The 20479-nt window shown below is 71.7% G+C and carries 22 protein-coding genes; 8 read left to right on the forward strand and 14 right to left on the reverse strand.

What is annotated here, in order from left to right; translation table 11 throughout:
* Positions 1-74: 74 nt before the first annotated feature.
* From KUG39_RS03200 to sppA, 6 genes are read right to left on the reverse strand one after another with little or no spacing between them, the layout of a single operon-like run.
* Positions 75-539 carry a PH domain-containing protein gene (locus tag KUG39_RS03200; protein WP_216912901.1) on the reverse strand — a complete coding sequence of 155 codons (465 nt, stop codon included), beginning with the start codon at positions 537-539 and terminating at the stop codon, positions 75-77.
* Entirely contained in the window at positions 496-936 is a 441-nt protein-coding gene (gene rnpA, locus KUG39_RS03205) for a ribonuclease P protein component (RefSeq protein ID WP_094585409.1), read from the reverse strand. The genes KUG39_RS03200 and rnpA overlap by 44 nt, the downstream gene beginning before the upstream one ends.
* A gap of 18 nt (positions 937-954) precedes the next feature.
* A complete protein-coding gene (gene rpmH, locus KUG39_RS03210) occupies positions 955-1092 on the reverse strand; it encodes a 50S ribosomal protein L34 (RefSeq protein WP_015108935.1) in 138 nt (45 codons plus the stop codon).
* 28 nt (positions 1093-1120) lie between these two features.
* A complete protein-coding gene (locus KUG39_RS03215) occupies positions 1121-1738 on the reverse strand; it encodes a DUF2808 domain-containing protein (RefSeq protein WP_216912903.1) in 618 nt (205 codons plus the stop codon).
* A 56-nt stretch (positions 1739-1794) separates the two neighbouring features.
* Complete coding sequence (gene aroH, locus KUG39_RS03220) at positions 1795-2211, reverse strand: chorismate mutase (RefSeq protein ID WP_094585411.1); 417 nt, start codon at positions 2209-2211, stop codon at positions 1795-1797.
* 4 nt (positions 2212-2215) lie between these two features.
* Positions 2216-3028: a signal peptide peptidase SppA gene (sppA, locus tag KUG39_RS03225; protein ID WP_216912905.1), complete on the reverse strand. Its 813-nt coding sequence runs from the start codon at positions 3026-3028 to the stop codon at positions 2216-2218.
* A 97-nt stretch (positions 3029-3125) separates the two neighbouring features.
* Here sppA and KUG39_RS03230 point away from each other — a divergent pair, with 97 nt between their 5' ends.
* Genes KUG39_RS03230 through KUG39_RS03240 form a run of 3 tightly spaced genes read left to right on the forward strand, consistent with a single transcriptional unit; the run spans position 3126 to position 7268 of the window.
* Positions 3126-4088: a DMT family transporter gene (locus tag KUG39_RS03230; RefSeq protein WP_216912907.1), complete on the forward strand. Its 963-nt coding sequence runs from the start codon at positions 3126-3128 to the stop codon at positions 4086-4088.
* Complete coding sequence (locus tag KUG39_RS03235; protein ID WP_216912909.1) at positions 4085-5350, forward strand: glycosyltransferase; 1266 nt, start codon at positions 4085-4087, stop codon at positions 5348-5350. The genes KUG39_RS03230 and KUG39_RS03235 overlap by 4 nt, the downstream gene beginning before the upstream one ends.
* A 25-nt stretch (positions 5351-5375) precedes the next feature.
* The gene (locus KUG39_RS03240) at positions 5376-7268 is read left to right on the forward strand and encodes an ArnT family glycosyltransferase (protein WP_216912911.1); all 1893 of its coding nucleotides are present in this window, start codon (positions 5376-5378) and stop codon (positions 7266-7268) included.
* Here KUG39_RS03240 and KUG39_RS03245 read toward each other — a convergent pair.
* From KUG39_RS03245 to hpf, 7 genes are all read right to left on the reverse strand, one after another.
* The gene (locus KUG39_RS03245; RefSeq protein WP_216918208.1) at positions 7262-8749 is read right to left on the reverse strand and encodes a sensor histidine kinase; all 1488 of its coding nucleotides are present in this window, start codon (positions 8747-8749) and stop codon (positions 7262-7264) included. The genes KUG39_RS03240 and KUG39_RS03245 overlap by 7 nt on opposite strands.
* A 14-nt stretch (positions 8750-8763) precedes the next feature.
* Positions 8764-9243: a response regulator transcription factor gene (locus KUG39_RS03250; protein WP_216912915.1), complete on the reverse strand. Its 480-nt coding sequence runs from the start codon at positions 9241-9243 to the stop codon at positions 8764-8766.
* 75 nt (positions 9244-9318) lie between these two features.
* A complete protein-coding gene (locus KUG39_RS03255; RefSeq protein ID WP_094585418.1) occupies positions 9319-10506 on the reverse strand; it encodes a glycosyltransferase family 4 protein in 1188 nt (395 codons plus the stop codon).
* Positions 10507-10580: 74 nt separating this feature from the next.
* Positions 10581-11921, reverse strand: a complete 1341-nt coding sequence (locus tag KUG39_RS03260; RefSeq protein WP_094585419.1) for an MFS transporter — start codon at positions 11919-11921, stop codon at positions 10581-10583.
* Entirely contained in the window at positions 11918-12724 is an 807-nt protein-coding gene (gene recO / locus KUG39_RS03265; RefSeq protein ID WP_190611009.1) for a DNA repair protein RecO, read from the reverse strand. Before recO ends, KUG39_RS03260 begins: the two co-directional genes overlap by 4 nt.
* On the reverse strand, positions 12717-13421 hold the full coding sequence (deoC, locus tag KUG39_RS03270; RefSeq protein ID WP_216912917.1) for a deoxyribose-phosphate aldolase: 705 nt from the start codon (positions 13419-13421) through the stop codon (positions 12717-12719). Before deoC ends, recO begins: the two co-directional genes overlap by 8 nt.
* The gene (gene hpf, locus KUG39_RS03275) at positions 13384-13971 is read right to left on the reverse strand and encodes a ribosome hibernation-promoting factor, HPF/YfiA family (RefSeq protein ID WP_094585422.1); all 588 of its coding nucleotides are present in this window, start codon (positions 13969-13971) and stop codon (positions 13384-13386) included. Before hpf ends, deoC begins: the two co-directional genes overlap by 38 nt.
* A gap of 63 nt (positions 13972-14034) precedes the next feature.
* Between hpf and lipB the strand changes: the two genes are divergently transcribed.
* The 5 genes from lipB to queA are packed head-to-tail and all read left to right on the forward strand — an operon-like array spanning position 14035 to position 19774.
* Positions 14035-14751 carry a lipoyl(octanoyl) transferase LipB gene (lipB, locus tag KUG39_RS03280; protein ID WP_216912919.1) on the forward strand — a complete coding sequence of 239 codons (717 nt, stop codon included), beginning with the start codon at positions 14035-14037 and terminating at the stop codon, positions 14749-14751.
* A 27-nt stretch (positions 14752-14778) separates the two neighbouring features.
* Positions 14779-16728: an AMP-binding protein gene (locus KUG39_RS03285; RefSeq protein WP_216912921.1), complete on the forward strand. Its 1950-nt coding sequence runs from the start codon at positions 14779-14781 to the stop codon at positions 16726-16728.
* Between the two features lie 59 nt (positions 16729-16787).
* Entirely contained in the window at positions 16788-17231 is a 444-nt protein-coding gene (locus KUG39_RS03290; protein WP_094585425.1) for a YlqD family protein, read from the forward strand.
* Positions 17232-17277: 46 nt separating this feature from the next.
* Positions 17278-18621 (forward strand): dihydrolipoamide acetyltransferase family protein, encoded by a 1344-nt coding sequence (locus KUG39_RS03295; RefSeq protein WP_216918210.1) that lies wholly within the window; start codon positions 17278-17280, stop codon positions 18619-18621.
* Between the two features lie 31 nt (positions 18622-18652).
* Positions 18653-19774, forward strand: coding sequence for a tRNA preQ1(34) S-adenosylmethionine ribosyltransferase-isomerase QueA (gene queA / locus KUG39_RS03300; RefSeq protein WP_216913021.1), 1122 nt, complete (start codon positions 18653-18655; stop codon positions 19772-19774).
* A gap of 52 nt (positions 19775-19826) precedes the next feature.
* Here queA and KUG39_RS03305 read toward each other — a convergent pair whose 3' ends face one another.
* Positions 19827-20426 carry a superoxide dismutase gene (locus tag KUG39_RS03305; RefSeq protein ID WP_216912933.1) on the reverse strand — a complete coding sequence of 200 codons (600 nt, stop codon included), beginning with the start codon at positions 20424-20426 and terminating at the stop codon, positions 19827-19829.
* Between the last annotated feature and the right edge of the window lie 53 nt (positions 20427-20479).

Below are 20479 nucleotides of genomic sequence, written 5' to 3' on the forward strand. Positions count from 1 at the left end.
GCAGGGGTGCGCTGGGGTGGTGGATCTCGGCTGCCAGTGTGCCCGACCGGGGCGACCGGATGGGGGTCCGGTGGTCAGGCGCTTTCACGGGCCGGGGGGGCGAAGCCGGCGGCACCGGTGGCTCCGGAGGCGCGGGAGGCGGCCTTGCCGCGGCTCTCGCGCTGCTCCTCGATGAAGGCCTCGAGCTCCCGGAAGCGCGGCACCGCACGCATTTCGAGCTTGGCGCCGTCGTTGAGCACCACCACCATGTCGCCCCAGGCGCCGAAGCCCCGTGGCACCGAGCGCACCTCGCGGATCTGGCTGTAGACCACCTGGGTGCGGTCACGGCCGAGCCAGCCGCCGCTGACGCTGATGCGGCGGCTGGTGATGCGGAAGCGCAGCCACAGGGCCCGGACGATGGCTCCCACGGCAAAGGGGATGCCGATCAGGGTGAGGCCGAACAGCAGGTTGATGATCAGGTCGCCCCTGGCGGGGCCGCCCTCGTAGAAGACCGTCTCATTGATCTCGAGTTTGTTCTCCACCCTGTCCTCCGGGGTCATCGAGCAATCCTGCCTGGCGCAGCAGCTGGGCGCATTCTCCCAGCAGCTGGTCCTCGCTGCGCTCGAGGCAGCCGGGCTTGAGGGTGATCAGCAGCCACAGGGGCTGGCTCGGGGCCGGCGGATGACGCCGCAGATGGTCGTGGAAGAGGCGCCGCAGGCGGTTGCGACGCACCGCCAGCTTGCTCACCTTGCTGCTGACCACGATCCCGCAGCGCCAGGGGCTGGCGGTGGGGGGCGTGCTGGAGGTCCCGGAGAGGGGCGTACCGGGGGGCAACAGGGACGGCTCCGCCGCCAGGACCCGGAGCAGCAGCCCCGGTCCCTGGTAACGACGTCCCTGGCGGTACAGACGATCGAAGACCCGTCGGCCCTTCAGCCGGTGCTGCTGCGGCAGGGCCACGGACCTTCCCGGCCGGCCTCAGACCGCCAGGCGGGCGCGGCCGCGGCGACGGCGGGTGCGGATCACGCGACGGCCCGTGTGGGTGCGCATCCGCACCCGGAAGCCGGACACGCGCTTGCGCTTGCGGCTCGTTCCTTCAAGGGTGCGCTTCGTCATGCTGCTGCTTGCTCAGTGGGTCACCCTATCAGTTGGTGTTGTTGGGCACGATCTGGATCAGCCAGCTGCCCAGGTAGCCCGAGACCGGGATGTCGCCGGGGGCCTGGGCCAGGGCGTTGAACTGATACATGCCGGCGTTGAACGGGTTGAAGACGTTCATGTAGACACCGATCGTGTCCTTGTCGGACACGGGGGTTTCCGGAAAGATCTCGATGGATCGGCCGTTCTCCGACACCTCGATCGTGGCGGGGATCGTTTCCAGGCAGCGGGTTCTCTTGAGCATCCCGCCCTCACTCATCCGGCACAGCTTCACCTGCTTCGGATCGATCTTGGTGTCGAAGTGGCTGGGAACACTGATGCTCAGCTTGAGGATGGCCGTCTTGCGATCCTTCGGCCGCAGCATCAGGTAGTACTCCGCCCGCTGCATGCGGACAGTGTCGGTGGTGAAGAAGTAGAGCTTGCGGTAATCCTTGTTGTTCTCCCAGCGGAACTCCATCAGGCCGGGCGTGCCCTGGGCGATGGACGGGGAGGTGGCGACAGGGGAGAGGACGGTGGCGGTGGCGACGGCCAGCGCTCCGAGGCCGGCGGTGCCCAGACGGCCGATCAAGGCCAGGGGCTGGGACCGCTCGCGCGGGAAGGACGGCATGGCTGGGAGGAACTTCATGCTGAAAGTCTCAACACGCCCGTGCGTCTGCCGCGCCTTCAGTGGTCGGCGGGGGAGCTGGCTGGGGCCGAAGGCTGGCCCGCATCAGCCCGGTCGGGCCTCAGCCGCGCCGCCTCCCGCAGATAGGGGTGGACCTCCTCCCGGCCTGCATCCAGCCAGGCGTGGGCCAGGAGCCGGATACAGCGGGGCAGGTCTCCGGCCACCGCCATCTGCTGGCAATCCAGCAGGGCGACCCGGCCCCAGTCGGCCCGGCGCCGGGCGATGGCGGCCGGGAAGCAGGCGTCCAGATCGGCGGTGACGGAGAAGGTCACCGACAGCACCCGGTCCCCCGCCAGGTCGTTGCGCTGCAGCAACTCCTCGATCAGCTCCGCCACGGCCTCCGCGATCGCTTCGCCGGTGTTGGCGCTGGCGGTGGTGGCTCCCCGCAGGGCCCTCAGCTCGAGACCAGGCTTCATGACGTCAGGGGCGATGGAGCCAGAGGGGCTGGCCGCTCCAGGCCAGTTCCAGGCTCAGGGACTGGGAGAGCTGCTGCATCAGTGTGCTGCCCGGCAGCAGCCCGAGCAGCTTCCTGGGCGGTTTGCCGAAGCTGACCGTCCGGGCCTTCTCCGGATCCAGCCCCGCCAGCTCTGCCGCCAGGCGGCGGGCGCTCTCCTCGTCCCCCAGGACATCCACCAGGCCGAGCTCCAGGGCCTGGGCGCCGCTGAACACCCGCCCGTCGGCGAAGGCGCGCACCGTGTCCGGCTCCAGGCCCCGGCCGGCGGCGACCGCGGCCACGAACTGGCCGTAGCTGGCGTCGATCAGCTCCTGCAGCAGCTGCCGTTCCGCCTCGGAGAGGGCGCGGTCGGGAGAAAGGATGTCCTTGTAGAGGCCGCTCTTGACGGTTTCAAAGCGGATGCCGATCCGCTTCAGCAGCCGCGACAGATCATTGCCCCGCAGGATCACGCCGATCGAGCCGGTGATGGTGCCGGGATTGGCGACGATCTTCTCCGCCGCCACACCCACATAGACGCCGCCGGAGGCGGAGATGTTGCCGAAGCTGGCCACCACCCGGCAGCCCTTCTCCCGCAGCCGCATCAGGGCCGCATGGATCTCCTGGCTGTCGCCGACGGTGCCGCCGGGAGTGTCGATGCGCAGCAGCAGGGCGGGGCACTCCCGCTGCTGCACCTGCTCGATGGCCTTCAACACCCGGACACGGGTGCCCCCGGCGATCGGCCCCTCGATGGCGATGCGCGCCAGGGTTCGTCGGGACTTGCGGCACCAGGGCCAGGGCATTGTGGAGATGCGCGGTGGCTGGATCTTAAAAAGAAGGCCCGGACGGGCCTGTTCGCCGCCCTCCGCCCCTCCACCGCCGCCCCAGGACTCACGCCCCATGCCCCGGACCCTGCGCTGGGTGTTGATGCTCCTGCCCTTCGCCCTCTGGGGCACCGCGATGGCGGCGATGAAGCCGCTGCTGGGTGGGGCATCGCCGGCGATGCTGGCCAGTCTGCGGCTGCTGCCGGCCGGGGTGGTGCTGCTGCTGGCGGCCCGCCTGCTGGGGCGTTCCTGGCGGGTCGATCCCGTGGATTGGCCCTGGCTGCTGCTGTTCGCCGCCGTCGACGGCAGCCTGTTCCAGGGGCTCCTGGCCCGGGGGCTGGGCGAGACCGGGGCGGGCCTGGGTTCGGTGCTGATCGACTCCCAGCCCCTGCTGGTGGCCCTGCTGGCCCGCACCCTGTTCGGCGAGGCGATCAACCCGGTGGGCTGGCTGGGCCTGCTGATCGGCCTGCTGGGGATCCTCTGCCTGGGACTGCCGGGGGAGGTGCTGCGCCACTGGTGGCTGCAGGGGCCCCCGGCCCTGCATGGGCAGGCCTGGAGCCACGGCGAGGCCTGGATGCTGGGGGCGGCGGCGGCGATGGCGCTGGGCACCGTGCTCTGCCGCTTTGCCACCCGCCGCAGCGATCCGGTCGCCGTCACCGGCTGGCACATGCTCCTGGGCGGTGTGCCCCTGCTGCTGGTGGCCGGCGGGGAGGCGCTGCTCCGCCCGGAGACGGTGAGCTTCTGGCCCCACTGGAGCCCGCTGGAGTGGGGCCTGATGGCCTACGCGGCCCTGCTCGGCAGTGCCCTGGCCTATGGCCTGTTTTTCTGGTTCGCCAGCAGCGGCGACCTCACCGGCTTCACCGCCCTCACCTTCCTGACGCCGGTGTTCGCGGTGCTCTGCGGGGTGCTGCTGCTGGACGAGCGGCTGGGGCCGCTGCAGTGGCTGGGGGCGTCCCTGGCCCTGCTTTCGGTGCTGCTGATCAACCAGCGCGGCCGGCTCTGGCAGCCGGGCGGGCGGACGGAGCCGGTGCCGCCATGACCCGCACGGTTCTCTTCGTTCACCAGAACTTCCCCGGCCAGTACCGGCACCTGGCGCCGGCCCTGCAGGCCCGCGGCGACCGGGTGGTGGCCATCGGCGGCCCCACCAGCCAGCCCCTGCCCGCCATCCCCCTGCACCGCTACGACCCCCTGCCCGCCGGGGGGGTGCCGCCCTGCCACCCCTGGTCGGCCGATTTCCAGACCAAGATCCTGCGGGCCGAGGCGGTGGCCCGTTGCCTGGAGTCGCTGCTGAAGGACGGTCTGCGGCCCGATCTGGTGGTGGGCCATCCGGGCTGGGGGGAGCTGCTGGTGGTGAAGGACCTGCTGCCGGCCGTGCCGGTCCTGCACCAGGTGGAGTTCATCTATCAGCTGGCGGGCGGCGATGTGGGATTCGACCCGGAGTTCGCCGACGCCGACTGGCGCCCCCGGGCCCGCCTGCGCCTGCGGCGGGCCACCCAGCTCCTGGCCCTCCAGGACCTGGACTGGGGTCTGGCTCCGACCCCCTGGCAGGCCAGCACCGTGCCGGCCCCGTACCGCCAGCGGCTGAGCGTGATCCATGAGGGCATCGACACCGCCGCGATCGCCCCCCAGGGCCCCGCCCGCCTGCAGCTGCAGCGCGCCGGCCTGAGCTTCGGGCCCGGCGATGAGGTGGTGAGCTTCGTGGCCCGCAATCTGGAGCCCTACCGGGGCTTCCACATCTTCATGCGCATGCTGCCCCGGCTCCAGCAACTCAGGCCCGGGGCCCATGTGGTGATCGTGGGCGGCGATGGGGTGAGCTACGGCGCCGCGCCCCCCGGCGGCGGCAGCTGGAAGGAGGCGATGCTGCGGGAGCTGGGCGATGCCCTCGACCGGCGCCGGGTCCATTTCGTCGGCCGCGTGCCCCACCCGGTGCTGCACGAGCTGTTCCGGGTCACGGCCTGCCACGTCTATCTCACCGTTCCCTTCGTGCTCAGCTGGAGCCTGCTGGAAGCGATGAGCTGTGGTGCCCTGGTGATCGGCTCGGCCACCGCCCCGGTGCAGGACGTGATCGAGGACGGCCGCAACGGTCTGCTGGTGGATTTCTTCGATCACCGGGCCCTGGCCGAGCGGCTGGCGGCGGTGCTGGCCGACCCCGCCGGCCACGCCGGGCTGCGCAGGGAGGCCCGGCGGACGGTGGTGGAAGGGTTCGATCTGCGCCGGGTCTGTCTGCCCCGGCAGCTGGAGCTCGTGGATCGGCTGATGGCCGGATCGGCGACACAGGACGGAACGGCTGGGGAGCGATAGGTTCCCTCCGATTCGCCCAGCCTGTTTGCCCGCCCTGCCCCGCCGCCAGCGCCGCCGGTTGCTGCTGATCACCCTGGTCCTTGGCCTGGCGCTGTTCGCCTGGCAGCTGGGGACGACGGGGCTGGTGGATGAGACGCCGCCGCTGTTCGCGGCCTCGGCGCGGGCGATGGCGGAGACGGGCGACTGGCTGATTCCCCGCGTCAACGGCCTGCCCCGCTACGACAAGCCGCCGCTGGTGTACTGGCTGATGGGGCTCGTCTATGCCCTGCCCGGCCAGGAGCAGTGGAACCCCCTCGGGACCTGGGCCGCCCGTTTCCCCTCCGCCCTGGCCGCCATCGGCGTGATGCTGGCCCTGGCGCACACCCTGCTGCGCTGGCCCCAGCCCCCGTTCCAGGCCGCCCCAGAGGCCGCCCCGGCCGCCGCCCCCGACGACGCCTCCCCTCCGGCGACGGAGCGTCCGGGCCTGACGGCCCTCACCGCCGCCCTGGCCTTCGGCCTCTCGCCCCTGGCGCTCGCCTGGGGGCGCACGGCGGTGAGCGATTCCCTGTTCAGCGGCCTGGTGGCCCTGGCCCTGCTGCTCTGCTGGCAGGCCTACGCCGACCCCGGCCGGCCCTGGTGGCTGCCGTGGCCCGTGCTCGGGCTGGCCGTGCTGGCCAAGGGGCCGGTGGCGGTGGTGCTCCTCGGCCTCACCCTGCTGCTGTTCGGCTGGCTTCAGGCCGACATCACCGGGCTGTGGCGGCGGCTGCGGCCGCTGCGGGGCCTGGCGCTCACGGCCCTGGTGGCGGCGCCCTGGTACCTGCTGGCGCTGTACAGCGAAGGGCAGCCCTTCTGGGACAGCTTCTTCGGTTACCACAACCTGCAGCGCTTCACCGAGGTGGTGAACCGCCACCTGCAGCCCTGGTGGTTCTTCGTGCCGGTGATGCTGGTGGCCAGCCTGCCCGTCTCGCCGCTGCTGCTCGTCGGCCTGGCCCGGGCCATCGGACCGCTGCGCCGCTCCTGGTGCCCCACCTGGCCCCAGCCCCCGGCGGCCTCCCTGGCCCGCTTCGCCGCCTGCTGGCTTCTGGCGGTGCTGCTGTTCTTCACCGCCGCCGCCACCAAGCTGCCCAGCTACTGGCTGCCGGCGACGCCCGCCGCTGCCCTGCTGATCGCCCTGGCGGCCCAGACGGGCTGGTCCGTCGATGGCGGAGAGGCTGGCGGCCGGCCCTGGGAGCGCTGGGCCTGGGGCCTCAGCCTGCTGCTGGTGAGCGGGTTGGGACTGGCGTTCCTGGCGGCTCCCCTCTGGCTGCCGCTGATCCAGGATCCGGAGATGCCGACGCTGGCGACGGAGCTCCGGGGCAGTCCCCTGGTGCCCGTGGTGGCCGCCTGCTGGCTGCTGGCCGCCCTGCTGGGCTGGATCACCCGGCGCCGCCGCCCACCCCTTCGCCTGCTGGCCCTGCAGCTGCCCCTGGTGCTGTTCGTGCCCGCGGCCCTGCTGCCGCTGTGGAGCGTGGGCGATCGCCTGCGGGGTGAGCCCGTGCGCCGCATGGCGGCGGCCCTGCAGCGCGAGGGCCGTCCGGGGGAACCCGTGGCGATGGTGGGCGTGCTCAAGCCCTCCCTGCATTACTACAGCCGGCGGGTGGTGATCTACGAGGGCATCGGCGTGGAGGGTCCCCTCAACCTGGCGGACCGGCTGCGCCGCGAGCGCCGGGTGGGCCAGCGGCCCAGCACGCCGGAGGACCAGCCCACCGTGCTGGTGGTGATCGATCAGACCACCGCCCGTGCCCCCTTCTGGCGCCATCTCGGCGCCAGCGAACTGGACAGCGCCGGCGTCTACCGGCTGTGGCGCCTGGATCGACGCCGCCTGGAGGACTCCGTCGCCATGCTGCGCCTGAAGGGGTTCGCCCCCGACTGGCAGGACCCCCGGCCGGAGCGTTACTGAGCCGCCGGCAGGTGGATGTGGAAACGGCTCCCCACCGCGATCTCGCTGTCGACGTCGATGGAGCCCCCCATCGCCTCCACCAGCAGCTTCACCACCGACAGCCCAAGGCCCGAGCCCCGTTCATGCTCGATGGCGTTGCGGCCGCGGTGGAAGCGATCGAACACCTTGGGGATGTCCTCCGGGGGGATGCCGATGCCCTGGTCCCGGACGCTGATGCACAGTTCCGCGTCGTTCCTCGTGAGCTCCAGGCAGATCGGTCGACCCGGCGGGGAGTACTTGTCGGCGTTCTCGATCAGGTTGAGCAGCACCTGCTGGAGGCGATCGGTCTCGGCCACCGCCCGGATCGGCCCCTCGGCGGCCTCCTCGGGAAGGGTGAGCAGCAGCGGGCGTGACAGCTGGCTGCGGGCGAGGTCGCAGGCGGTGGTGAGCACCTCATCCACCGCCACCGGGGTCAGCACCATCTGCAGCTGGCCGGACTCGCTGCGGGAGAGATCCAGCAGGTCGTTGAGCATGCGGGTGATGCGATGGGTCTCGGCCTCGGTGGTGGCGAGGGCGCGCATCTGCTCCGGATCCAGGTTCTGGCCGCGGCGCTGCAGCCGGCGTAGGTAGCCGCCGATGATCATCAGGGGGTTGCGCAGCTCATGGGAGACGAGTCCCACGAAGTGCCGCTGCTGGCTCCAGGCCAGGGCCAGCCGGTCGAGCAGTCCATTGAAGGACTGGGCCAGCTCCTCCACCTCCAGGGGAGCCTTCTCGAGCTTGAGATGGCTGCTGGCCAGGCTTTCGGTGGTGACACCGGCCGCCATGCGGTTGAGATCCCGCAGCGGCTGGAGCAGCCGGCGGGTGAGCACGGAGATCGCCACCAGGGTCAGCACCAGGCACAGGATCCACACCACGGCCAGCCCCAGCAGCATGTTGCGCAGGCTGGACACGTTGTCGCTGATGTCCTCGGCGACCCAGAGCTGGCTGCCGCCGGGGGACTGGTGCAGGGTGTAGGTGAGAAAACTGTTGCCCTCCGGATCCTTCACCAGGCGGCGATCCGTGCCGACCAGCAGGGGCGTGAACGATCGGACCGACCAGGTGCCGCCCTGCGCCGCCATCGCCTGCCCGACCAGGCCGGGCAGGGCCACCAGTTCAGCGGCAAGCGGCCTGGGCAGCAGCAGGGAGCCATCCCCGTGCCGCACCCAGAAGAAACGCTCTCGCGAACTGCGGCGCTCCAGCTCCCCGCCCAGGAGAGCGGCGTGGCTGGCGGACGGATCGGCGACGAGCCGGTCGAGCGCGTCGGCCAGGGAACCCGCCTCCTGCCGTTGGTCATGGTGCTGGTGATGCAGCAGACAGTCCCGGTTGATCAGGAGGGTGAAGGCGGAGGCGGCGCTGAAGCCCAGGAAGACGGACGTGAAGGCCGCCAGCCGGAGCTGGCCCAGCAGGCTTCCGAACATCCGGTGACGCCAGCCACGGGGAGGGGCCCCGGTCGGGGGGGCCATCGGTGGGTTGCTCGTCACAGGTGGCGGTTCTCGCTCCTCCTGGGCAGGAGCCGTTCCAGCAGGGCGGGCAGCCTGTCGAGAAGTTCGTGCTTGAGCACGTAGTCGTCGGCTCCGGCCTCCTGGGCCTGGCGGCGCCGTTCCGGGTCATTCAGGGAGGTGAAGATGACCACCGGCACGGTGCAGCCCCGGCTGCGCAGGTCCCCCAGGCATTCGATGCCGTCGCAGTCGTGCATCTGCACGTCGAGGAAGACGAGATCGATCCCCCCCTCGGCCAGCCTCGTCTCAAGGTCATGGCCGTTGGTCAGTGCCACCACCTCGCAGCCGGAGTCCGCCAGCTCCTCGGCCACCATGGCCCGGATGTTGGGGTCATCGTCGACGATCGAGACGGTGGGCCGAGCGGCGACTGCATCGTCGGAGGCTGTCCCGACCTGGGTGGCGATCGGGACGATCGCCTGCTGTACCGAACGTCCCTGGAGGGGGAGGGGGGAGTTCATCGCACCTGGAACCTCGCCTCATCTTGCCGCGATCCGGGCCGATCGGCAGCGCCGGGACCGGGCCGGAGCCTGCGGTCAGACCGCCACCGGCTGGGGACAGAGTTCGCCGTAGAGCCGCTCCAGCGCGTCGATGTTGCCGGTGAGGGTGTAGCGCTCCAGGGCCCTCTGGCGGGCCCGGCGCCCCAGCTCCGCCGTGAGCACGGGTTGGTCGCGCAGCACCGGCAGCAGGGTGCGCAGCTGGGTGGTGACGCCCTGGGTGCTGATCACGATGCCGGCCCCCCCCTCCAGCACCTCTCCGTCGGCTCCGGCATCGGTGGCCACGCAGGCGGTGCCGCAGGCCATGGCCTCCAGCAGGGCCAGGGAGAGCCCCTCCACCAGGGAGGGCAGCAGGAACACCTCGGCGAGCTGCAGGAGCGCCACCCGGCGGGCCCGGCTGGCCTCGTAGCCCCACCAGATCACATCAGGCTCCGTGCCGCTCTGCAGCGAGGAGCGCAGCGGCCCGTCCCCCACGATCACCAGCACGCATCCCTGGGGGCGCACCAGCCGCCAGGCCTTCAGCAGCGCCTCGACGTTCTTCTCGGTGGCCACCCGCCCCATGTAGAGGAAGACGCGGCGGCCGCCCACCCTGAGCCGCAGCTGGGCCAGGTCGGATTCGCCGCCTGGGGCGGCCGGCGCCCAGGTGTCGGTGTCGACCCCGTTGGGGATCACCGCCAGCCGCTCGCGCCGCACCCCCAGGCGCACCAGCACCTCGGCCTGCAGCTCGGAGAACACGATCACCCGGTCGAACTTCGCCAGGGAGGGGGCGTAGAGCTGGTAGGTGAGCTGCTGGGTGCCGGCGGTGAGGTTGCGCAGGCCGGCGTCGAAGGGGGGATGGAAGGTGGCGACCAGGGGCAGACCCAGCTGCTGGCAGAGGTCGGGCAGGCGGAAGTCGAGGGGGGAGAGGGTGAGGCTGGCGTGCACAAGATCGGGTCGCAGCCGCTCCAGGGACTCCCGCAACTCCCGCTGGGCCCCCGGGGAGGGGATCGTGTACATCTGCGACTTCACCAGGTAGGGCAGGGCCACCTCGGGGTTGGCCTCCGGCCCGTCCGGGGGATCGAGCTCGCCTGCCCCCGCTTCCGGCCGTCCCAGGGAGGGGGTGGGGGTGTCGAAGTGAATGAAGCTCACCGCGTGGCCCCGCTGCCGCAGGGCTTCGGTGGTGCTGAGGCCGTAGGTGACGTTGCCGCAGAACGGAGACTTCTTGCCCAGCCAGGCAATGTGCATCACCTGTATGGCCCCACGCAACAGCGGAATTTAGCAGCGCTGCGAAGGCCCTCAGCTGCTGCGACAGGGGCGGGCGCTCAGCTGCTGCGCCAGGGGCGTTCGCTCAGGGCGGCGACGGCGGCGATGGCCGCCAGCCCCCAGAGCACAGGCAGCAGCCCGTAGCGGCTCACCACGGTGCCCGCCAGCACCAGGGGCAGGCTGAGGGCGATGTTGATCAGGTTGTTCTGCAGGCCGAACACCCGGCCGCGCTGGTTTTCCGGGGTGTCCTCCTGGATCGTGGTCTGGGCGGGGATCGCCAGCAGGGCCGCACCCACCCCCAGCAGGCCGCAGAGCAGCAGGGTGAAGACGAGGTTGCCCCGCAGCTGGCCCAGCAGCACCAGGCACCAGGCGATGGTCCCGAGCCCCGCACTGGCCAGCCCCCGGCGGCTGAAGCGTTCCCCCAGCTGGGCCATGGCCAGGGCCCCCAGGGCCAGTCCCACCCCGCTCATCGCCAGCAGCACGCCGAAGCGGGTGGGACCCAGCCCGCCGATCGCCGCCGCCAGGCTGATCGCCAGCACGTAGAGGGCCGCCAGCAGGCTGTAGAGCAGCACCAGCTGGATCATGGCGCTGCGCACCTTGGGTCGCTCCCGCAGCACCTGCACCCCTTCGCCGATCTCCTCCCAGACGGAGATGGAGCGAGGCTCCCGCGGCGGTTCCTGGATCTCGATCCCGGCGATGGCCAAGGCCGCGGCGCCGTAGCAGAGCGGTAGCAACACGAATTCTCCGCCCGGGATGCCCACCTGGGCCAGCAGGGTGCGCAGCAGCCGCAGGATCGGGTCGCCGAGGGCGAAACCGACGATGGTGGCGGCCATGCTGGTGGCCTGGTACACCGAATTCGCGGCGAGCAGCTGCGGATAGCTCACCAGCAGGGGAATGGCCGCCTGCTCGGCCGGCGCGAAGAACTGGGTGAGCACCGACTCGAAGAAGGTCATGGCCACCAGGGCCCAGTAGCCCCAGCTCAGCCCCAGCCACATCGGCCCCGGCAGCAGGCACAGGGGGGCCAGCATCACCAGGCCGGCGCGCAGGCCGTTGGAGGCCACCATCACGGTGCGCTTCGGCCAGCGGTCGGCCCAGACGCCCGCCACCGTCCCCAGCAGCATCGCCGGCACGGTGTTGGCCACGTAGATGCCGGTGGCCAGCAGGGTGATCATCTGGGCCCGGGTCTCGAAGCTCATCCGGAAGGCGGCGGCCGCCTCGGCGAGGGCCGCGTTGTTCTGCGGCGTGTCCGTCACCCAGTACTGGGCGATCAGGAACACCATCAGCACGATGTAGAACTTGTCCGCCAGCTGGGAGAACACCTGGCCGATCCAGAGGCGCCGGAATCCCGGCAGGGCCAGGACGGCGGCCAGTCCCCTCTCGGTCTTGCCGCTCGGGCTCATGCTGGCTCGGACGGATGGGAGGGCATGGGGTCGCAGGCGGTCCGCAGCAGTCTGAAGGCTCGCGGTCGCTGACCGAGATGCTCGCCGCACCAGGCCTCCACCAGATCCAGCAGGTGCAGCCACACCGCTTCCGGTCCCATCAGCTGGCCGTCACGGCGGCGCGGTGGGGCGGGGCGTGTCAGCCGCTGCAGCAGGGCCAGTTCGGAAGGGTTGAGCATCACCCTGGCCCCCGGGATCGCGCCGATCGCCAGCCCCTCGCTGGGCAGCAGGCTGCAGCGCCAGGACCAGTCCCCGATCGGCGGCACCAGCGCGGCGCCGCTGCGGACGCAGTGCTGCAGGGGCAGGGCGAAGCCCCCCAGGGCCAGCAGGTGGATGCTGCCCTGCACGGCCACCGCCAGGGCCTCCACCCGCTCGGACCGTTCCGTCACCACCGCCTCCAGGCGCCCCAGCTGGAGCAGCAGGTCGGCGAGCACCCCCGGGGCGGGCGTCTCGGCGGGCACGAGCTTGAGGCAGAGCTCGGCCAGGGCCTGGGCCGCGGCCAGGGTCTCCAGGCGCTGGGCCAGGCCGCTGTAGTTGCGAAGCACCCGCAGCTGCCGCACCCGCCGCAGGCCGCCGCGGCCCCCCACCTGCAGGACCAGATGGGCCAGGGGCACCGCCGCCGCCAGGCTGCTCTTCGGCCGTCGCGCCCCCGGCACCGCCAGCCGGGTGAGCCCTTCGGCCTCGCTCAGCAGGGTGAGCAGCCGGTCGTGCTCCCCCAGGGGGCGGCAGGTGAGGGCGAGGCCCTCCAGGTGCTGTTCAGGCACCGGCGCGCAGCGCCTGCATCAGGGCCACGCCCCGGCTCGTGCCCAGCCGACCGGCTCCTGCCGCCACCAGGGCGAGGGCCTGGTCGAGATCGGCGATGCCACCGGCGGCCTTCACCGCCGCCCGGCCCCTGGCCAGGGCCACCAGCCGGGCCACCTGCTCCGGGGTCACCGCTGGGCCGAAGCCGCTGCCGGTCTTGAGATGGCGCACCCCGGCATCGATGCTGATCTCCACCAGCAGCTCAAGGGCCTCGGGGTCGAGACGGCCCATCTCCAGGATCACCTTGACCGGCAGGCCCAGGTCGGTGATGGCCGCCAGGTCGTCGAGCACGGCGGTGCCGTCGCCATCGGCCAGGGCCCCGAAATCGGGCACCACGTCCAGCTCGTCGGCACCGGCGGCGGCGGCCCACTCCGCCTCGGCCCGCTTGATCGCCGCCGGGATGGCCCCGAAGGGGAAACCCACCACGGCGACCAGCTTCACCGCCCCGTCGACCGGCAGCCGCTCACGGGCCACCGGCAGCCAGCGGGAGGCCAGGCACACCCCGGCGAAGCCGAAGTGGCGGGCCTCATCGCAGCAGCGGAGGATGGCCTCCCGGCCCTGGTGGGGGTCCAGGAGGGCGTGGTCGATCAGGGGGGCGAGGTCGGGCCGTTCGGGCTCCCGCTCAGGTGTCACGGGCCTGGATGACGCCGAAGCCGCCATGGTTGCGGCGGTAGACCACCTGGATCTGGCCCGTGGCCGCGTCCCGGAACACGTAGAAATCGTGATCGATCACATCCAGCTGATGCAGGGCCTCCTCCAGGTCCATCGCCGGCATGGCGAAGTACTTGCGGCGTACGCCGCGGTGGGGCACGGCGGGCTCGAGGCCATCGGTGAGGGAGCCCCCGGGGTCGGGCAGCGTGGCAGCCCCGGCTTCCTCGGCCGCGGCGGAGCGGTGCACCGGACCCTGGGTGCGCTCCTGGAGACGGTCCTTGTAGCGGGTCAGCTGGCGGCTCAGCTTGGTGGCCACCAGATCGATGCTGGCGTAGAGGTTCTCGCTGCGTTCCTGGGCCCGGATCACCACCCCGTTGGCGAAGACCGTGACTTCCGCCGTCTGCTGCGGCACACGGGGATTGCGGGCCACCGACAGATGCACGTCGGCTTCCTTGACGATGCCATCGAAGTGGCTGATGGCGCGATTGAGCTTGGCTTCGGTGTACTCCCTGATCGCCGGTGTGACGTCGAGATTGCGGCCGTGGATCAGCAGTTTCATTCGGGTGCCTGCCTCCAGAGGAATTCTGGCTCTGGGACAACCTCAAGCTAGGAACGCCGTTGCATGGCCCCCAACACTCCCGCAATTCTTTTTGAAGCCCCGGCTCCGGTGCCCTTCCCGCTGGCCTGGGAGTGGCAGCGCCAACTGCAGCGGCGCCGGCTCGACGATCCCGCCGTGCCCGACGCCCTGCTGCTGCTCCAGCACACCCCCTGCTACACCCTGGGCCGGGGGGCCAGCCTGGAGCACCTCGGCTTCGATCCGGCCGATCCGCCCCTGCCGCTGCACCGCATCGACCGTGGCGGCGAGGTGACCCACCACCTGCCCGGCCAGCTGGTGCTCTACCCGGTGCTCGATCTCCAGCGCCACGGCGGCGACCTGCACCTCTATCTGCGGGCCCTCGAGGACGTGGTGCTGGCGGTGCTGCAGGAGCTGGGGCTGGAGGGGGAGCGCATCGAGGGGCTCACCGGGGTCTGGCTGGAGGGCCGCAAGCTGGCGGCGATCGGGGTCGGCGCCCGCCGCTGGATCAGCCAGCACGGCCTGGCCCTGAATGTCGACTGCTCCCTGGAGGGCTTCGGCGCGATCGTCCCCTGCGGGCTCAGCGACCGGCCGGTGGGACGGCTGGTGGACTGGCGGCCTTCCCTCACCCCCGAACGGGTGGCGCCGCTGCTGCTGGCGGCCTTTTCCCGCCGCTTCGCACTGGACCTGCGACCGCCGGGGCCACAGGAGGGACTGGCTGGCCTGGGGGAGGGGGGAGACCGGTCGGGACTGGGAGAATCCTGATTTCCCGTTGCTCCACACCGGCCGCCCATGAACGCCAGAGCCGAGATCCACTGGGGCGGCAGCCCACGGGACCGCCGTGCCCTTGAAGGTCGCGCTGACTGGAGCTGGCTCGAGGGGCTCGAGGGCCTCTGGCCGGAACTGGAGCGGCTGCATGGCCCCCGGGTGGCCCTGGAAGCCCCCCACGGCCGCCATCCGGAGACGCTCCGCTACGACGAGCTGCGCCAGGCGATCGACCGGGCGGCGGCGGCCTTTGCCGATCTGGGGGTGGGGCCCGGCGATGTGGTGGCCCTGTTCGCGGAGAACGGTCCCCGCTGGCTGGTGGCCGACCAGGGGCTGATGCGGGCCGGGGCGGCCGATGCCGTGCGCGGCAGCGCGGCGCCGGCCGAGGAGCTGCGCTACATCCTCGAGGACGCCGGCGCGGTGGGGGCGGTGCTGGAGTCGGCCGCCCTTCTCGAGCGGCTGGCCCTCGACGGGCCGGCCCTGCAGCGGCTGCGCTTCATCGTGCTGCTGGAGGGGGAGGCCCCGGCCGTTCCCCTGCCGCTGCCCTGCCTCACCTGGGACGACCTGCTGAAGCGCGGCGCCGCCAGCCCCCTGCCGCCCGTCCCCACGGGAGGGCCCGGGCGGCTGGCCACGCTTCTGTACACCTCCGGCACCACCGGCCAGCCCAAGGGGGTGCCCCTCAGCCACGCCAACGTCCTGCACCAGCTGGGCACCCTGGGGGTGGCGGTGTCGCCGAGCCCCGGCGATCACGTGCTGTCGGTGCTGCCGATCTGGCATGCCTACGAGCGCACCGCCGAGTACTTCCTGCTCAGCTGCGGCTGCCGCCAGACCTACACCACCCTCAAGCAGCTGCGTTCCGACCTGCAGAAGGTCCGGCCCCAGTACCTGATCAGCGTGCCGCGGCTGTGGGAGGCCCTGCTCTCGGGCTTCGAGGACGCCCTGGCCGCCATGCCCGCCTCCCGCCAGCGCCTGCTGCGCCGGGCCCTCGCCGTCAGCCGGGCCTTCCACCGGCGGCGGCGGGTGGCCCTCGATCTCACCCTGAAGCAGGAAACGGCGGCCGACCGGCTTCTGGCCGCCGGCGGCGCCCTGCTGCTCTGGCCGCTGCATGGGGCGGCCGGCACCCTGCTGTGGCCGAAGGTGCGCGGCCAGCTGGTGGGGGGTCGGCTGCGCACCGCCATCAGCGGCGGCGGGGCCCTGGCCATCCACGTGGACGGCTTCTTTGAGGCCGTCGGCATCGAGCTGCTGGTGGGCTACGGCCTCACCGAGACCAGCCCGGTGCTCGCCTGCCGCCGGCCCTGGAGCAACCGCCGCGGCAGCGCCGGCCAGCCCCTGCCGGACACCGCCCTGAAGGTGGTGGATCCCGTCACCAGGGCCTCGCTACCGGTGGGCGAGCGGGGGCTGGTGCTGGCCAGGGGGCCCCAGGTGATGGGGGGCTACCACAACAAGCCCGAGGCCTCGGCGAAGGTGCTGGATGGCGAGGGCTGGTTTGACACCGGCGACCTGGGTCTGCTGCTGGCCGATGGAACCCTGGTGCTGACCGGCCGCGCCAAGGACACGATCGTGCTCAGCAGTGGCGAGAACATCGAGCCCGGCCCCCTGGAGGAGGCCCTGGTGGCCTCGCCGCTGGTGGAGCAGGTGATGCTGGTGGGCCAGGACCGCAAGCAGCTCGGGGCCCTGGTGGTGCCGAAGGCGGAGGTGCTGCAGGCGTTCGCGGCCGAGGCCAATCTCCCCTGCCCCGGGCCCGGGGAGCCCGGTGCCGGCGCCGATCCGGCCCTGCTGCGGGCCCTCTGCCGCGAGTGCAACCGCCTGCTGGCGGCCCGGCCGGGCTCCCGGGCCGACGAGCGCCTCGGCGGTGTGGCCCTGGTGGAGCCCTTCAGCATCGACAACGGCTTGCTCACCCAGACCCTCAAGCAGCGCCGGGATCGGATCGCCGAGCGGGACCGCGGCGCCATCGCTGCGCTCTACGGCGAGAGCTGACCCCATGGTTGACCGGATCCCCCGTCGCCTGACAGCCTGAGCCCTGCACCTGAAGTCCCATGGCCGACGGCAACAGCCTCAACATCAAGCGATCGATCACGGTGCGTGCCGTGGTGACGCCGCGCTGGAAGGAGGATGCCGAGCGGGAGCTCAGCAATGCGCTCACCAATTTCGACCAGCAGCTGGCCCAGCTGGAGCAGGAGGGGCAGCGGCTGGTCGATGAGATCCGTCGTCAGAGCGCCAATCCCCTCGATCCCCGCGTGCAGGAACAGGTGGGTTCGGTGCAGCAGCAGGTGGCGGCCAAGCGCGCCGAGTTTGAGGAGCAGAAGCGCCAGGTGCTCGACCAGCAGCGCCAGGTGCGGGAGCTGGAGATGGAGCAGGTGGTGGAGCAGGGCCAGATCGAGAGCTTCTGCGACGTCCAGGTGGGCGACAACCTGGTGCAGAAGCTGCAGGTGGCGGTGCTGGTGCGGGATGGGGTGATTGAGGCGATCGAGGGGGGCTGATCCTTCCGCCACCTAAAATCCCCCCCATCACAGAGGCAGTCCCCCGTTGGCCACCCACGAAATCTTCATGCCGGCCCTCAGCTCCACCATGACGGAGGGCAAGATCGTGGAGTGGCTCAAGAAACCCGGTGAGCGGGTCGAGCGGGGCGAGTCGGTGCTCGTGGTCGAGTCCGACAAGGCGGACATGGATGTGGAGGCCTTCCAGGAGGGGTTCCTGGCGGCCGTGCTGATGGAGGCGGGCAGCACCGCCCCGGTGGGCGAAACGATCGGCCTGATCGTGGAAACCGAAGCGGAGATCGCGGCGGCCAAGGCCGCGGCCCCGGCCCCTGCCGCGGCTGCACCCACCCCTGCAGCGGCCGCACCAGCACCCGCTCCAGCTGCGGCCGCCCCCACCCCAGCCGCGCCCGCACCGGCACCGGCCCCCGTGGCCGCGCCCGCCCCGGCGCCGGTGGCGGTTCCCGCCGCCGCCAGCGACGGCCGGGTGGTGGCCACCCCCCGGGCCCGCAAGCTGGCGGCCCAGCTCGGTGTCGCCCTGGCCTCCGTGCGGGGCAGCGGCCCCAACGGCCGGATCCAGGCCGAGGACGTGGAGCAGGCCACCGGCCAGCCCGTCAGCGTGCCGCGGGTGGCCGAAGGCACCGCTCCGGCCATGGCCGCCCCGGCCGGCAATGGCGCAGCGGCCGCCCCTGCCGCCCCCGCCGGTCAGTCCTTCGGCCGTGCCGGCGAGACGGTGGCCTTCAACACCCTGCAGCAGGCGGTCGTCCGCAACATGAACGCCAGCCTGGCGGTCCCCTGCTTCCACGTCGGCTACACGATCACCACCGACCGGCTCGACGCCTTCTACAAGCAGGTGAAGGCCAAGGGCGTCACGATGACGGCCCTGCTGGCCAAGGCCGTGGGCGTCACCCTGGCCCGCCATCCCCAGGTGAATGCCTCCGCCAGCGACGCCGGCATGGCCTACCCCGCCTCCGTCAACGTGGCCGTGGCCGTCGCCATGGATGACGGCGGCCTGATCACGCCGGTTCTGGCTGCCGCCGACCGCACCGACCTCTATTCCCTCTCCCGCAACTGGGCCGATCTGGTGGCCCGCTCCCGCTCCAAGCAGCTCAAGCCGGAGGAGTACACCACCGGCACCTTCACCCTCTCCAACCTGGGCATGTTCGGGGTCGATCGCTTCGACGCGATCCTTCCCCCGGGCACCGGCGCCATCCTGGCGGTGGCCGCTTCCCGGCCTGTCGTCGCGGCCCTCAAGGATGGTTCGATCGCCGTGCGGCGCCAGATGCAGGTGAACCTCACCGCCGATCACCGCGTCATCTACGGCACCCATGCCGCCGCCTTCCTCAAGGATCTCGCCGACCTGATCGAGAACCGGCCCGAAAGCCTGGCCCTCTAGGACGTCTCCCTTCCGCGTGGTCACTCCCGCCGTGCCGGATCCCGCCGACCTGCGCCTGTCGAGCTACGACTTCGCCCTGCCGCAGGAGCGGATCGCCCAGCGGCCGGTGGAGCCCCGGCACGCCGCCCGGCTGCTGGTGGTGGACCCGGCGGGGGCCGGGCCTGCCCCCCAGGCCCGCCACCTCAGCGCCTGGGATCTGCAGCACGAGCTCAGGCCCGGCGACCTGCTGGTGGTGAACGACACCCGGGTGCTGCGGGCCCGGCTGGAGGCACGGCGGCCCGGCGGCGGTGCGGTGGAGCTGCTGGTGCTCGAGCCCTGGCCGGGCGGGGCGGGGCAGTGGCTGTGCCTGGCGCGGCCCGCCAAGAAGCTGCGGCCCGGTGACCGCCTGGAGGTGGTAGCCGAGGGCCAGCCGCCCCTGATGGTTGCGGTGGTGGGCAGCGATCCCTCCACCGGCGGCCGCATCGTGCAGTTCCCGCCGGACTGCGCCGATGCGGCCGCCCTCGAGCCCCTGCTGGTGCAGTACGGCGCCATCCCCCTGCCGCCCTACATCCACGAACACGACGCCAGCGACAACGAGCGCTACCAGACCCGCTATGCCGCCCGTCCCGGCGCCGTGGCCGCCCCCACCGCCGGCCTGCACCTCAGCGACGAGCTGCTCTCTGCGATCAGGGGGCGTGGTGTCGGGGTGGCCACCACCACCCTGCACGTGGGCCTGGGCACGTTCCGGCCGATCGAAACGGAAGACCTCAGCGCTCTGGAGCTCCACAGCGAATGGGTGGAAGTGAGCCCGGCGCTGGTGGAGGCGGTGGCGGCCTGCCGGGCAGCCGGTGGCCGGGTGATCGCCATCGGCACCACCTCGGTGCGCAGCCTGGAGGCCGTGGCCCAGCTGCACGGCGGCGAGCTCCGGCCCCACACCGGCCCGGTCAACCTGGTGATCCAGCCCGGCTACCGCTTTGCCGTGGTGCAGGGCCTGCTCACCAACTTCCACCTGCCGAAGAGCTCGCTGCTGCTGCTGGTGAGTGCCCTGATCGGCCGCGAGCGCCTGCTGGCCCTCTACGGCGAGGCGATCGAGCGCCAGTACCGCTTCTTCTCCTACGGCGATGCCATGTGGATCGCGCCGGAGGCGGTGCTGCCAGGGGCCAGGCCAGCCTGAAAAAAAAGCCCCCGGGGATCCCCGGAGGCTGGTGGTTGGAGCCGGAGCCTGATCAGGCGGCGGCCAGGTTCGCGGCCACGAAGTCCCAGTTGACCAGCTTGTCGAGGTAGGTGGTCATGTAGTCGGGACGGCGGTTCTGGTAGTCGAGGTAGTAGGCGTGCTCCCAGACATCCATGGTGAGCAGAGCCTTCTGCCCATGGGCGAGGGGCAGATCGGCGTTGGCGGTCTTGGTGATCTTCAGGGTGTCGCCATCGAGGACCAGCCAGGCCCAGCCGCTGCCGAACTGGGTGGCACCGGCCGCCTTGAACTGCTCCACGAAGGCGTCGAAGCTGCCGAAGTCGGCGGCGATCTTCTCGGCCAGGGCGCCGGTGGGGGCGCCGCCGCCACCGGGCTTGATGCACTGCCAGTAGAAGCTGTGGTTCCAGACCTGGGCGGCGTTGTTGAACACGCCCGCCTTGGAGGCATCACCGGCGACGGCCAGGATCACCTCTTCGAGGCTCTTGCCCTCGAGCTCGCCACCCTCGATCAGCTTGTTGAGGTTGGTGACGTAGGCGGCGTGGTGCTTGCCGTGGTGGAACTCGAGGGTCTGCCGGGAAATGTGGGGCTCGAGTGCGTCGAGGCCGTAGGGCAGTTCGGGCAGCTGGTGAGCCATGGGAGAGGGTTGGGGTTACGCGGCATTGTAACGATCGTCACCCGAATCCAGGC

The sequence above is a fragment of the Synechococcus sp. CCAP 1479/10 genome, assembly GCF_019038515.1.
Classification (GTDB): Bacteria; Cyanobacteriota; Cyanobacteriia; order PCC-6307; family Cyanobiaceae; genus Cyanobium.

What these genes read in the sequence shown, in the direction of transcription:
- KUG39_RS03200 (WP_216912901.1), bottom strand. Translation starts at nt 539, where the DNA reads ATGACCCCGGAGGACAGGGTGGAGAACAAACTCGAGATCAATGAGACG.
- rpmH (WP_015108935.1), bottom strand. Translation starts at nt 1,092, where the DNA reads ATGACGAAGCGCACCCTTGAAGGAACGAGCCGCAAGCGCAAGCGCGTG.
- KUG39_RS03215 (WP_216912903.1), bottom strand. Translation starts at nt 1,738, where the DNA reads ATGCCGTCCTTCCCGCGCGAGCGGTCCCAGCCCCTGGCCTTGATCGGC.
- aroH (WP_094585411.1), bottom strand. Translation starts at nt 2,211, where the DNA reads ATGAAGCCTGGTCTCGAGCTGAGGGCCCTGCGGGGAGCCACCACCGCC.
- sppA (WP_216912905.1), bottom strand. Translation starts at nt 3,028, where the DNA reads ATGCCCTGGCCCTGGTGCCGCAAGTCCCGACGAACCCTGGCGCGCATC.
- KUG39_RS03230 (WP_216912907.1), top strand. Translation starts at nt 3,126, where the DNA reads ATGCCCCGGACCCTGCGCTGGGTGTTGATGCTCCTGCCCTTCGCCCTC.
- KUG39_RS03235 (WP_216912909.1), top strand. Translation starts at nt 4,085, where the DNA reads ATGACCCGCACGGTTCTCTTCGTTCACCAGAACTTCCCCGGCCAGTAC.
- KUG39_RS03245 (WP_216918208.1), bottom strand. Translation starts at nt 8,749, where the DNA reads ATGGCCCCCCCGACCGGGGCCCCTCCCCGTGGCTGGCGTCACCGGATG.
- KUG39_RS03250 (WP_216912915.1), bottom strand. Translation starts at nt 9,243, where the DNA reads ATGAACTCCCCCCTCCCCCTCCAGGGACGTTCGGTACAGCAGGCGATC.
- KUG39_RS03260 (WP_094585419.1), bottom strand. Translation starts at nt 11,921, where the DNA reads ATGAGCCCGAGCGGCAAGACCGAGAGGGGACTGGCCGCCGTCCTGGCC.
- deoC (WP_216912917.1), bottom strand. Translation starts at nt 13,421, where the DNA reads ATGGCGGCTTCGGCGTCATCCAGGCCCGTGACACCTGAGCGGGAGCCC.
- hpf (WP_094585422.1), bottom strand. Translation starts at nt 13,971, where the DNA reads ATGAAACTGCTGATCCACGGCCGCAATCTCGACGTCACACCGGCGATC.
- lipB (WP_216912919.1), top strand. Translation starts at nt 14,035, where the DNA reads ATGGCCCCCAACACTCCCGCAATTCTTTTTGAAGCCCCGGCTCCGGTG.
- KUG39_RS03285 (WP_216912921.1), top strand. Translation starts at nt 14,779, where the DNA reads ATGAACGCCAGAGCCGAGATCCACTGGGGCGGCAGCCCACGGGACCGC.
- KUG39_RS03290 (WP_094585425.1), top strand. Translation starts at nt 16,788, where the DNA reads ATGGCCGACGGCAACAGCCTCAACATCAAGCGATCGATCACGGTGCGT.
- KUG39_RS03305 (WP_216912933.1), bottom strand. Translation starts at nt 20,426, where the DNA reads ATGGCTCACCAGCTGCCCGAACTGCCCTACGGCCTCGACGCACTCGAG.